This window comes from Ningiella ruwaisensis (assembly GCF_004798935.1).
Taxonomy (GTDB): domain Bacteria; phylum Pseudomonadota; class Gammaproteobacteria; order Enterobacterales; family Alteromonadaceae; genus Glaciecola; species Glaciecola ruwaisensis.
On sequence record NZ_RAHT01000004.1, the window covers coordinates 419,868 to 431,393 of the forward strand.

General features: G+C 41.4%; 14 protein-coding genes. 11 read left to right on the forward strand and 3 right to left on the reverse strand.

What is annotated here, in order from left to right; translation table 11 throughout:
• Nucleotides 1-244 precede the first annotated feature (244 nt).
• The 4 genes from merR to D6V41_RS18365 are packed head-to-tail and all read left to right on the forward strand — an operon-like array spanning nucleotide 245 to nucleotide 1,617.
• Nucleotides 245-646: an Hg(II)-responsive transcriptional regulator gene (gene merR / locus D6V41_RS10970; RefSeq protein ID WP_136251543.1), complete on the forward strand. Its 402-nt coding sequence runs from the start codon at nucleotides 245-247 to the stop codon at nucleotides 644-646.
• A gap of 59 nt (nucleotides 647-705) precedes the next feature.
• Nucleotides 706-1,050 carry a mercuric transporter MerT family protein gene (locus D6V41_RS10975; RefSeq protein ID WP_136251583.1) on the forward strand — a complete coding sequence of 115 codons (345 nt, stop codon included), beginning with the start codon at nucleotides 706-708 and terminating at the stop codon, nucleotides 1,048-1,050.
• Nucleotides 1,051-1,081: 31 nt separating this feature from the next.
• Nucleotides 1,082-1,357, forward strand: coding sequence for a mercury resistance system periplasmic binding protein MerP (merP, locus tag D6V41_RS10980; RefSeq protein WP_136251544.1), 276 nt, complete (start codon nucleotides 1,082-1,084; stop codon nucleotides 1,355-1,357).
• 47 nt (nucleotides 1,358-1,404) lie between these two features.
• Nucleotides 1,405-1,617, forward strand: a complete 213-nt coding sequence (locus D6V41_RS18365; protein WP_136251545.1) for a GDCCVxC domain-containing (seleno)protein — start codon at nucleotides 1,405-1,407, stop codon at nucleotides 1,615-1,617.
• A 118-nt stretch (nucleotides 1,618-1,735) separates the two neighbouring features.
• Here D6V41_RS18365 and D6V41_RS10990 read toward each other — a convergent pair whose 3' ends face one another.
• Nucleotides 1,736-1,993, reverse strand: coding sequence for a MerR family transcriptional regulator (locus D6V41_RS10990; RefSeq protein ID WP_136251546.1), 258 nt, complete (start codon nucleotides 1,991-1,993; stop codon nucleotides 1,736-1,738).
• 43 nt (nucleotides 1,994-2,036) lie between these two features.
• Here D6V41_RS10990 and D6V41_RS10995 point away from each other — a divergent pair, with 43 nt between their 5' ends.
• From D6V41_RS10995 to D6V41_RS11025, 7 genes are all read left to right on the forward strand, one after another.
• Nucleotides 2,037-2,279 (forward strand): hypothetical protein, encoded by a 243-nt coding sequence (locus tag D6V41_RS10995; protein WP_136251547.1) that lies wholly within the window; start codon nucleotides 2,037-2,039, stop codon nucleotides 2,277-2,279.
• Between the two features lie 372 nt (nucleotides 2,280-2,651).
• Entirely contained in the window at nucleotides 2,652-3,269 is a 618-nt protein-coding gene (locus tag D6V41_RS11000) for a cation efflux transmembrane domain-containing protein (protein WP_136251548.1), read from the forward strand.
• 7 nt (nucleotides 3,270-3,276) lie between these two features.
• Nucleotides 3,277-3,648: a hypothetical protein gene (locus tag D6V41_RS11005; protein WP_241664518.1), complete on the forward strand. Its 372-nt coding sequence runs from the start codon at nucleotides 3,277-3,279 to the stop codon at nucleotides 3,646-3,648.
• A gap of 72 nt (nucleotides 3,649-3,720) precedes the next feature.
• Nucleotides 3,721-5,040, forward strand: a complete 1,320-nt coding sequence (locus D6V41_RS11010; RefSeq protein ID WP_136251549.1) for a TolC family protein — start codon at nucleotides 3,721-3,723, stop codon at nucleotides 5,038-5,040.
• Nucleotides 5,041-5,054: 14 nt separating this feature from the next.
• Nucleotides 5,055-5,990: an efflux RND transporter periplasmic adaptor subunit gene (locus D6V41_RS11015; protein WP_136251550.1), complete on the forward strand. Its 936-nt coding sequence runs from the start codon at nucleotides 5,055-5,057 to the stop codon at nucleotides 5,988-5,990.
• A 60-nt stretch (nucleotides 5,991-6,050) separates the two neighbouring features.
• Nucleotides 6,051-9,170, forward strand: a complete 3,120-nt coding sequence (locus tag D6V41_RS11020) for an efflux RND transporter permease subunit (RefSeq protein WP_136251551.1) — start codon at nucleotides 6,051-6,053, stop codon at nucleotides 9,168-9,170.
• A 364-nt stretch (nucleotides 9,171-9,534) separates the two neighbouring features.
• Complete coding sequence (locus D6V41_RS11025; protein WP_206663257.1) at nucleotides 9,535-9,876, forward strand: SHOCT domain-containing protein; 342 nt, start codon at nucleotides 9,535-9,537, stop codon at nucleotides 9,874-9,876.
• A gap of 307 nt (nucleotides 9,877-10,183) precedes the next feature.
• Here the strand turns inward: D6V41_RS11025 and D6V41_RS11030 are convergent, their stop codons facing one another.
• Nucleotides 10,184-10,441 (reverse strand): helix-turn-helix domain-containing protein, encoded by a 258-nt coding sequence (locus tag D6V41_RS11030; RefSeq protein ID WP_136251552.1) that lies wholly within the window; start codon nucleotides 10,439-10,441, stop codon nucleotides 10,184-10,186.
• Between the two features lie 92 nt (nucleotides 10,442-10,533).
• Nucleotides 10,534-11,439, reverse strand: coding sequence for a GIY-YIG nuclease family protein (locus D6V41_RS11035; RefSeq protein ID WP_136251553.1), 906 nt, complete (start codon nucleotides 11,437-11,439; stop codon nucleotides 10,534-10,536).
• Nucleotides 11,440-11,526 lie beyond the last annotated feature (87 nt).

An 11,526-nucleotide genomic window follows, 5' to 3' on the forward strand; every position in this document is an offset into this window, starting at 1 on the left:
GCAGATGTATTTAAAAAAGACATCTGCCATGCTAACACTGTGATATCAGGCTCTATATAGGCGACTTTAGGGTGTGACTGAGCATGACGACCAAGGGGTTGTGTCGTTTATACCGTTCGCTATTGTCGAATTGCCATCATCAGTTATTGTTGATGCTCGTGATGAATTTATGCAAACTCGGTATAAATTATGATTTGATGCTATTTTTTGTTTAGTAAGTGAGTCAAACTATTTAGGGCTTTATATGTACACAATAAGTAAACTCGCAAAAGAAGCAAATGTGGGTGTAGAGACTATTCGGTTCTATGAAAAGAAGGCCTTGTTGCAGCAACCGATAAAACCATCTCAAGGTTACAGACAATATACTCCGCAAGCACTTTCAAGGGTGTTATTTATCAAGCGTGCTCAACACTTGGGTTTTACGTTGGCTGAAATATCGTCATTATTGGTATTAAGTAACAGCAATTGTGAAGAAGTGCAGTCCCTTGCTGAACATAAACTGGATGTGATTGAAGAGAAGTTGAAAGACTTAACGCGTCTTAAAGGCAGTCTTGAATCCCTCGTATCAGACTGTAAAAATAATTCGAATAACAAAATTTGTCCCATTATCGAATCACTCCAGCCATCAAATAAAACTAACACTTGACTCCGTACCTAAGTACGGGAGTTATGCTTTAGACAGTTTGAATAAAATTGCTTAATAAAATGGTAAAAAGTAGTCAGGTATCTATCTTAGGAGGTCTTGCCGCGGCAATCGGTGCAAGTGCATGTTGCGCGGGGCCGCTTGTACTTCTTTTGTTGGGCATTAGCGGAACGTGGATCAGCTATTTAACGCTTTTAGATCCTTATCGACCTATTTTCATTTTTGTCGTAGTGGTTTTATTTGGATTAGCTGGGTGGAAAACTTATCGCCCATTGAAAGAATGTGCGGAGGGTGAGTTGTGCGCAAGCCCTAAAGTAAGAGCGCGGAGAATAGTAATTTTTTGGTCTACCGCGCTGTTGGCTTTTCTTTTTGTCACCAGTAACTACTGGATTATATGGTTAGTATAGCTACTATCACTGAAATTTAATCGGAGAAAAAATGAAAAAATTATTATTCACGTCATTATTGTTAGTCAGCAGCACCGTAGCATTTGCTAAAGATATAACCGTTACTTTAGAAGTGCCGTCAATGGATTGTGCTACATGCCCAATAACAGTAGAAAAAGCACTAGAGCGTGTAAAAGGTGTAAAAGAAGTGGATGTTACATTCGAAAACAAACTGGCTGTCGTGATATTTGACGACGAAGTTACTAGCCCTGATGAGCTAACCAAAGCGACAGAGAATGCTGGTTTCCCCTCAAGAATAAAATCTTAACTTACTCTCGAATCGCTTTTTTAAAATCAAATTGGGAGCACTATCCTTTGTCCGAAACAGAGCTTTTATCAATAATTACATGCCCTAAATGCAATTATAGCCAACTAGAGGAAATGCCAACCACTGCGTGTCAATTTTTCTATGAATGCACTCATTGCAAATCAATACTGAAACCTCTTAGCGGAGACTGTTGCGTTTATTGCTCATATGGAACGGTGCAATGCCCGCCAATTCAAGAAGGTAACAGTTGTTGCAAGTAACTGATGCAAAAGTAGTTAATTGCTTATATTTTGTAACATTTAGCTAAATGTCCGCGCTCTCGTTATTCATCACTTAGAAACAACATATACCAAAGTCACTTTGTGTTATCAGACTGAGCTAAGGGGATTGCAACTGATGCAGTATCGAGCATCCTTCAACAGTATGATTGTTGCACGATGATGCAAGTGACGCTAATGACTTTTCTAACATAGCGAGCTCTTTCTGAGCCTCCTGAATGCGAATAAGTTGATTTTGAATCATTTCGTCGATAAAGGCGCAAGAATCGTTTGGGTTATTCTGAACATCGAGCAGGCGCTTGATGTCTAACACAAATTGCCCAAATCTGACCAGAGCGCTTAACCAAGCAATAGACATACACTATATACTAATTTGGTACTATCGACTCTTAGCTGTTAATTTGCACACTATTGCGCCGATACTGGGGTTAAATGAAAAATTGCATGGAGCGAGAGACGGGTTGGCATTAAAAATTGCAGAAGCATTGAATCTTGAGGTTTCAGTTGTTTTACTGATTGCCGCTGGAATAGAAGGTACACTTTTCTCCCAGTTAGAAAAAGATATTTATAAACTCGATAATACAGAATTCATACAAACGCTAATTATTATTGGACTATCAGCAATCAAACATTCTTCAGATTAGTTTATTGCGGCGAGCCACATCAAATAGTTTAATATTCCTAAGCCTCTGTATTTATTATCCTAATTACAAAATCACAACATTTTCTCAATAGAATATTTCAATGCGTTCAGCTTTGCAATCTGAACTATGACGTTTGACAGATGCTTTTTTAATTAATGCATAAAGTTTTAACAACCCTTTTTTGATTTAGATCTGCTATCTGTTCGCTTTTATTCAGGCTATCCTCTTTTTTCATGCAAACAAATCATTTGAATGCTGCAACCTGTCGCTTTCGTGGCGTCATCAATTATTAAAAAAATTACCCTCCTAGCTTGACCCTATACCAAGTATAGAGTTTATACTCTCACAGAATTGTTAAAACGAGTAATTGCAATGAGCGGATGTGGATGCGAAGTAGAAATAAAAGATGAATCTCAAAAACATGTTTTATATTGGCTATTGGGAATAAACTTAACGATGTCCGTCCTAGAGATGGGGTTGGGGCTTTTGGCTGATTCTACAGCGCTGATTGCCGATTCACTCGATATGCTCGCCGACGCAATTGTTTATAGTGTTGCACTCTATGCAATTGGCAAATCCTTATTACATAAAGCGAATGCTGCTCGAATTAGTGGATACTTTCAGTTGGTTCTTGGGTTATTAATTATAATTGATATTGTAAGAAGAGCCATTTACGGCAGTGAACCTGTGTCTGGATTAATGATGATAATGGGAACGGTAGCATTGATAGCCAATGTAGTATGTCTATTGATTATACGTAAGCAGCGAAATGATGAAGTGCATATGCGGGCAAGCTGGATATTTTCAGCCAACGATGTAATTGCCAACTTAGGGGTTATCTTTGCTGGCGCTTTGGTGTTCTGGCTCGATTCTCGATGGCCTGATCTGGTTATCGGTGTGATAGTTTCTTGCGTCGTGTTGCGCGGGGCAAAAATGATCCTCGAAGATGCTTCAAATGAAAGACAGCGAGCGCTTAGTGCGCAAAGTTGATAAGAACATGTCAATTTTTAATTGCACATCAAAACTTCGTAGGTTGGCATGGCTACTTATTACTTTGCTCATGTACCAATCGGGATTTTCGTTCGCCGCTCAATGCGATGACTACCCGGCGGAGGTATCGTCAGCCCCTGAGCAATCAAAGTCCATAGGCACTTATGACGAAGCCGATAAAAATGTAAATGCTGATGATACGTCGAGTGAAGAGTCCAAGTGTTTCCATTGTGTGCTGTGTCAATGTGCGCAGGTTAAGTTTCTGGCACAACACTCTATATATGACATAGCTAAACCGTTATATACCAATCAATACAGTTATTCCCGCAACATCACTGACGGCCTAGACGAAGGCCTTTTTCGCCCGCCTCAATCTTAATCCATTTCGTTTCTTTATGTTTGCATGGGCGCGTTCCATGTACTTCGTTATTTTATGAATAAAAGGTTTTATATGAAGGCTTCACGCCCATTGGGCATAAAAAAAGCTAGCTCAGCGTATCTGAAATTGATGTTTGCTGTACTGGTAACCATGAGCATATCTGTTCAATCTGCCAATGCACAAGTGTCGACTATCACACTTGAAAATGCGCTCAAGCGCACCTTATCAAATAACCCAGATTTATTGGTGTTTGATTTTAAATCTTCGGCTTTGGAGGGGGAATCAAAAACGGCTAACTTACGACCTGAATTGACTGTAGGAATTGAGCTCGAAAATGTGTTGGGAACAGGAGAAGTGTCTGGTATCAGAGATGCCGAATTGACATTGACCCTATCATCGGTCATCGAGCTGGGCGATAAAGTCAGCAGCCGAGTGAATGTTGTGACTACAAAAAAAGCACAACTGCTTACTTTGCAGCGCATTCGTACGCTGGATGTTTTAGGTGAAACAACACGACGATATATTAATGTTATTGTCCAACAAGCGTTGCACAAAACTGAGCAACGAGCAGAAATGCTAGCTCGTACGATGCTTCAGACAGTCTCTGCAAGAGTTGAAGCGGGAGCTTCTTCTCCACTAGAAAAGAAACGTGCAGAGTCAGCGTTGTCGCAGGCGCGTTTATCGTTATTGATTAGTGAACAAAAACTCAATGAGTATAAACGCGATCTGGCCATCATGTGGGGTGACACTGCTGCTAATTTCACAGACGCTGAAGGGACACTGTTATCGTTCCCAAATTCACTATCACTAGAACATATGCTTTCACAGCTTCAAAGCAATCCACATGTTTTGCTTTATGCCGATAATTATCGGGTTCAAGAGGCTCGATTAAGAGTGGTTCAAGCTAACCAACAGTTTGATATCGCTTGGGAAGCCGGTATCCGCAGACTACAAGGAATTGATGACACAGCGTTAGTTGCTAGTTTTTCAATACCATTAAATACCAAACAGCGGAATCTAGGTGAATACGAACAACAACGCGCATTGCTAGAAAGTATCGACTATCAAAAGCAAGCGAAAATTCGTGGACTCACTCGACAATTAAATCAAGTCATTAGTGCAAAGGACCAAGCCTTACTTACGGTTGCGACCCTTCAAGACAATGTCGTTCCAACATTGGAGTCTGCATTGAACTTGGCGCGGGAAGGCTATGAAAGTGGTCGTTACAACTACATAGAGTGGGTGACAACGCAGCAGCAACTCATCGATATGCAACGAACACTGATCAAAGCAGCAGGCTTAGTCCATCTTCGAAGCGCAGACCTAGAGGCACTCACGGGGATCCCCGTGATTTCTAACTCTCCCTCGACGTCTGCTCAAACATCAGAATAAATAGAGAAAAAATAATGAAGAAATCACAATTTACATTGCGCAAAAACGCGCATGACTTTCTTAGCATGTTAGCCATGCTGCTAACTTTACTGTTTGCTAACGTCGCCATGGCTGATGATGACGATGGTGAAGAGGAAGAAAGACCTGAGTACATAGTGTTATCACAACAACAAATGCTTGAACACAATATCAACACCGCATTAGCCGCGTCAGGATCATTATCGCTCACTACCAAAGCGTTTGGGCGGATAGTCCATGATCCTGCGTCACTTAGTCATATTCGTGCCCGCTTCGACGGTGTTGTAAAACGTATCATGGTGAATATTGGGGATAAAGTAGAAAAAGGTGACACACTGGCAATCATTGAGTCAAACGAGAGTTTAAATCAATACTCAATCACCTCACCAATGTCTGGAAAAATAATCGCTAGACACGCCAATGATGGTGAGCTCACCAAGGGACAAGTACTGCTTTCTGTTGCTAATTACTCTCGCGCAATTGCTCAATTGGCTATTTTCCCCAAACAACGTACTCGTATTGCCGCTGATATGGAAGTCACTTTAAGACTTGAGGAGTTGCAGCAACAATCAAGTATAAGCCACATTTCGTCCTCACCTGATGACAAACCTTATTCTATCGCGTTTGTGAACGTTGATAATGGCAGTGGTTATTGGCCTTTAGGCGCTATGGTAGAGGGTTATATTCAGATTGGGTTCCAAGAAGTCAACCTGGCTCTCCCTAAAAGTTCAATACAAGAGTTAGATGGGCAAACCATTGTTTTTGTCAAAGAAGGGGAACGATTTTACCCCCGCCAAGTAAAACTTGGGAACATGGACAACCGTTTAGTAGAGATTGTGAAGGGCGTTCAAATAGGCCAGCAAGTCGTTGTAGAAAATAGCTATCTACTAAAAGCTGATTTATTAAAAATGGAGGCGGGCGATGATGACTAATTACCTGTGCATTTATTGCCAAAAGCAAAGCCAAGTCCATAAAAACGGTGAGGTGAGAGCATGATAGCACCAATACTCCGTCTATCCATTGAGCGACGTGGTGTCATGATGTTGTTCGCCTTGTTTGTCGCCTTTTTTGGTATGTACAGTTACAAACAATTGCCGATTGATGCTGTGCCTGATATCACCAACGTGCAAGTGCAGATAAATACCGCAACCCCAGGTTACTCGCCTTTGGAGACTGAACAACGCATAACGTTTATAGTTGAAACCTCGCTGGCCGGTTTGCCTAATTTATCGTATACCCGCTCGATATCACGCTATGGTTTGTCGCAAGTCACAGTTGTGTTTAAAGAGGGCACCGATTTATATTTCGCACGAAATCTCGTCAACGAGCGTCTCAATGCCATCGCGGCGCAATTGCCAACAGGGTTAACCCCAGAAATGGGCCCTATCGCCACAGGCTTGGGTGAAATTTACATGTACTCGTTAAGTGCTGAGCCTCAGGCGCGACAGGACAACGGCAAACCCTATGATGCTATGGCATTAAGGGAAATCCATGATTGGGTAGTTAAACCTCAATTGTCGCTTGTCGAGGGGGTGACCGAAGTTTATGCGATAGGTGGGTTTGAAAAGCAATATCATGTGAATCCTAATCCAGTCGCAATGATAAACTATGGGATAAGTACAGGTGACCTTCTCAGTGCGCTAGAACGTAACAATGCGAATCAAGGCGCTGGTTTTGTAGAACAAAATGGGCAACAGGTACTGATCAGATCGGAAGCCCAACTTAAGGGCATCGACGATATCGGCCAAGTGGTTGTTAAGATCATTAATGGCGTACCCGTAAAAATTCAAGACATCGCCCAAATCAACCTCGGTAAAGAGCTACGTTCTGGAGCTGGCACGTTAAATGGCCAAGAAACAGTGATTGGCACGACAATGATGTTAGTGGGAGAAAACTCTCGTACGGTCGCTAAAGCTGTGGACAGTAAGCTCGAAACCATTAAAACAAGCTTACCCGATGGCGTTATCCTTGAAGCGGTTTACGATAGAACAAGCCTCGTTGACAAAACCATCGACACAGTGCAGAAAAACCTCGTCGAGGGCGCTTTACTTGTCATCGTTGTGCTATTCGTATTGCTTGGGAATGTGCGAGCTGCACTTATTACAGCCGCTGTAATTCCTCTGGCAATGCTTGCCACGATATCGGGCATGGTTAAAACCGATGTCTCTGCTAACTTGATGAGTTTAGGCGCACTGGATTTTGGCTTGATTGTCGATGGCGCAGTTATCATTGTTGAAAACTGTATCAGGCGATTGTCCGAATCCCAGAAGCAAAACGGCGCAACTCTACCGCTCAAAGAAAGACTGAATGTTGTATATGAAGCCACTAATGAAGTCATACGTCCCAGTTTGTTTGGTGTATTGATCATTACCATTGTTTATATCCCCTTGTTCACGCTCACTGGCGTCGAAGGTAAAATGTTCCACCCCATGGCAGCGACCGTGATAATGGCTTTGCTTGCCGCAATGGTATTTTGTTTTACCGTAGTGCCTGCGGCGATAGCAATTTTCATGAGAGGTAAAATTAGCGAAAAAGAAAACCCAATTATTATTGGTGCAAAGGCAGTGTATCGTCCTATTTTAATGGGCGCGCTGCGTTTTAGATGGCTAGTAGTAGTAGGTGCGAGTGCTTTGGTTATCGGCAGTCTATGGATGGGCAGCAAATTAGGCTCGGAGTTTATTCCTCAGCTCAATGAAGGTGATATCTTAGTACAGGCAATACGGATCCCAGGGACCGGGGTAGAACAAGCGGTTGAAATGCAAAAAGCTCTTGAAGCGAAACTTATGCAGTATGAGCAAGTTCAGACGGTATTCGGTCGCACTGGTACGGGTGAGGTCGCCACCGATCCTATGCCACCAAACATTACAGATACTTATGTTATTTTGAAGCCTAGGGAACAATGGCCCGACCCATCAATGACAAAAGCCAAGTTGGTCGAAACGTTTGAAGAGGACTTGTTTACTTTGCCCGGCAATAATTATGAATTTACCCAACCTATTCAAATGCGTTTTAATGAATTGATCAGTGGGGTAAGGGCAGATTTGGGAATAAAACTATTTGGGGATGACTTAGATACGCTTTTTGCATCTGCTTCTGACATTTTGGCCGTTATTTCAACGATTGAAGGGGCTGATGACGCGAGGCTTGAGCAGGTAGAAGGCATTCCAATCTTCACCGTCACACCAAAGCCTGATCAATTGGCACGCTTTGGTTTGGATATAGCCGACTTGCAGTTATGGCTTAATGCTGCGACAGGTGGAGAAACCGCTGGAATGATTTTTGAAGGCGATAGACGCTTTGAGATTGTGGTGCGATATGCCGACGACATTCGAAATGAACTCACTCAGCTTGAAACCATTCCCATCGTCACGCCCTCTGGTGAGCATGTACCGATAAGCGAATTGGCCACACTGGCATTCAAAGAAGTACCTAGCCAAATAAGCCGGGAGAATGGCAAACGTGGTATTGTTGTCACAGCAAATGTGCGTGACAGAGATATTGGCACTTTTGTCGAAGAAGCTCAGGCGAGAATTAATGATGAAGTAGATTTGCCTGCTGGTTATTGGCTCGACTATGGTGGAACCTTTGAGCAGCTCGAAAGTGCAAGTCAACGATTGACTATTGTGGTACCGGTTACGTTGTTTGTGATTTTGACTATGCTGGTAATTGCATTTGGTTCAATACGCGATGCGTTAATTATCTTCACAGGTATCCCTTTGGCATTAACAGGCGGTGTAATGTCTCTTTGGTTAAGGGATATGCCTTTATCCATATCCGCGTCGGTAGGGTTTATCGCGTTGTCTGGGATTGCGGTATTAAACGGATTGGTAATGCTGTCATTCATCAAGCAACGTTTGCTAGAAACCGGAGAATTAGTGAATAGCATTGTTGAAGGGGCACTTATTCGCTTGCGCCCGGTATTAATGACAGCATTAGTGGCAAGTTTAGGATTTGTGCCCATGGCGCTCAATACAGGTATTGGTGCAGAAGTACAAAGACCTTTGGCCACTGTTGTTATAGGGGGAATTGTGTCTTCAACACTTCTGACGCTTGTCGTTCTTCCGGTTCTTTATCGCATAGTATATGCAAAACGGGAGGGTGGTCTTAACTAAAAACGAATAGATGTAGCAATCAGTGCTTGTCAGAGATTGCTTCATCTTTTCACTATGCTTCTTTATCAATTTTTCTATGATGAAAAATCCGTGGATGAATTGGTTGAGTTACTAGATTTTTGCCAATTTAGGTAAAGCAACGGAAAGCTAGAATAAAAAACTAATGGCTTAACAGTCATTGAAAGATTGCGCAGAAAGTCTATTACACGCTTGAAGGTGAGACTGCTCAGAAAGAGTTTGGAGTTTTTTATGAGCTTTATTATGAACAGCCAAAACATAGGTTTGCAAATTTATGGACTAAGCGATGGACATTCCACGACATTTAAGTGAAAGGAAAATTTTAAATCAAATATATAGAGGTGATATGAAACAATTAGCAATCAAGGGCGGCATATCAATCATTCCTATGAGCATCAGTGGTATGGCATGGGCTCAGCAAACTGGTCGTTATTATGATCATAATATGATGTGGGGTAGTGGCATTTTTGGCTGGCTTCTTGGCGGCTTTATGATGCTATTATTTATTGCTTTGGCAACAGTTGTGATTATGGCAGTTATAAGGGCCTTTGGAGGTCAAAAGCGACACATTGTGTCAGCAGATAATGATGAAAACATCGACGCGATCAACATTTTAAAGAAACGGTTTGCAAGCGGAGAAATTGACAAAGAAGAATTTGAGAAGACAAAGGAGCTCTTGGAAAAATAGAGTTTAATTCAATCATAAAAAACTTGTGGGCTGCATGTGCCCATCTTTTAAAAGTGCACATGGCTCGCTTTAATTATTAATGTTCGACCTCACGCCAGCTGTTAGAGTGATTTGGCGAAACTTGTGCGACCTCAGAAAATAGAAAGATTGCAATTTTTATTCGCTGATTGGAGCTCTAAAACAGTAGATTGGAAAAGAACTCAACTCATATAGACCGGCAAAAGTCATATTGACATGACGGGTGAAAAAAGGCCTCATTGAAACATTATTTTTAGTAAAAGCGATAAAATAGTATTTGGTGAAAAGACTATCGATACTTTTTCTTTGAGGATAATTTGATAATCAAATCCAAACCAACTGCCGGATCTACTTCTATTGCTCTGCAATACTCTACGTACTCTAGGATGGTTAAATTGCGCTGTGCTTTTTCAATCTTGCTCACTGTTTGAAATGGTTCGTCAATTCTTTCAGCGACATCTCTCAACGTTAACCCTTTCTGTTTACGTGAATTTCTAAGCCAACTTGTAAGGGCTAAATAATCGGGATGTGCGAGAGATTTAATCATCACTGCATTATGACAGTGAAATCTTTTGTCCCGAAATTAGGGAATTTCGCGCAACCCAAGAGATTGGTAGCCAACTTCCATTGTAATTGTTCTTAAGAAATGAAAGTAGCAAAGCCAACATCGCTGACCAAATAGTCCTTGAGTGTCGCTGCCAACTTATTATTTATAATAAATTCTTCTCTGCCACTAATCAGCTGCCCATGCTCCCTGAAATAAGACAAAATAGCCGATTCTTCTTGAACAGGAGACTCAACATATTTACATAAAAACGTGGTATCAATATTTATCTTCTTTGCTCTGAGATGTTCATTGTGGCGTTTTTTTATTTCACGCTCAGTTTGACCTATTTTAACCCGATACAAATTGTTTTCTTCTGACAGCATCGCTACGTAAATGAAGCCAGGCTTATCACAATTCACTACATTTTCGTGCAACCACCATTTTTTCCCATCATTCATATCTCTCACGATTGCATTATGTAATGCATGCTTATCGGTAATCTGATTGTCTACTATGTATTTGACCATCTGTTTATAAAGAGGGGTGGTAAGGTAGGGTAAGTCGGCAATATCCCATCCAAGCTCCAAAAAGTTGGTTCGGTACTGCACCGACCCTAGCATTTCGTAGAGGAGTTGGTCGATTATGCTTCGTTTTATTTTTAACTGCGATAAAGCTCCTTTTATACCGCTTTCAGCAATCACTGATTGTATTTCAGCACATCGTAATAATTTAACTGGATGTTTGTTTACGAGGGCCTTGGAGCACGAGCGCGAGAAGTATACGCCTCGCTCGTTACATTTAGATTTTAAATCAAAACCCCGTTCGCGAACCAATAATTTAAAATCACTAGAATAAACATTATTTTTGTTAGCATACTTTGCAAGAATACCAATGGTGACAAATCCAAAGAATTGGTCACTTAAAATAAAATGATTAAATACATGCTCACATATAGCGAGGTCTTTTTCATAAGAGCTGACGGTCATATTTATTCCCAAAATATCTTCGGCTTAATTAGTTTTGTCCCGAATATAGTGAATAATAAACAGTTACCTTATCTAAACCAAATAAATATTTGTCGGTGT

Bases quoted from the DNA above. Each gene is read 5' to 3' on its own strand.
- D6V41_RS11000 (WP_136251548.1), top strand. From the start codon at position 2,652: ATGAGCGGATGTGGATGCGAAGTAGAAATAAAAGATGAATCTCAAAAA.
- D6V41_RS11030 (WP_136251552.1), bottom strand. From the start codon at position 10,441: ATGATTAAATCTCTCGCACATCCCGATTATTTAGCCCTTACAAGTTGG.
- merR (WP_136251543.1), top strand. From the start codon at position 245: ATGTACACAATAAGTAAACTCGCAAAAGAAGCAAATGTGGGTGTAGAG.
- D6V41_RS11025 (WP_206663257.1), top strand. From the start codon at position 9,535: ATGAAACAATTAGCAATCAAGGGCGGCATATCAATCATTCCTATGAGC.
- D6V41_RS10990 (WP_136251546.1), bottom strand. From the start codon at position 1,993: ATGTCTATTGCTTGGTTAAGCGCTCTGGTCAGATTTGGGCAATTTGTG.
- D6V41_RS11020 (WP_136251551.1), top strand. From the start codon at position 6,051: ATGATAGCACCAATACTCCGTCTATCCATTGAGCGACGTGGTGTCATG.
- D6V41_RS10975 (WP_136251583.1), top strand. From the start codon at position 706: ATGGTAAAAAGTAGTCAGGTATCTATCTTAGGAGGTCTTGCCGCGGCA.
- D6V41_RS11005 (WP_241664518.1), top strand. From the start codon at position 3,277: ATGTCAATTTTTAATTGCACATCAAAACTTCGTAGGTTGGCATGGCTA.
- merP (WP_136251544.1), top strand. From the start codon at position 1,082: ATGAAAAAATTATTATTCACGTCATTATTGTTAGTCAGCAGCACCGTA.
- D6V41_RS11015 (WP_136251550.1), top strand. From the start codon at position 5,055: ATGAAGAAATCACAATTTACATTGCGCAAAAACGCGCATGACTTTCTT.
- D6V41_RS11010 (WP_136251549.1), top strand. From the start codon at position 3,721: ATGAAGGCTTCACGCCCATTGGGCATAAAAAAAGCTAGCTCAGCGTAT.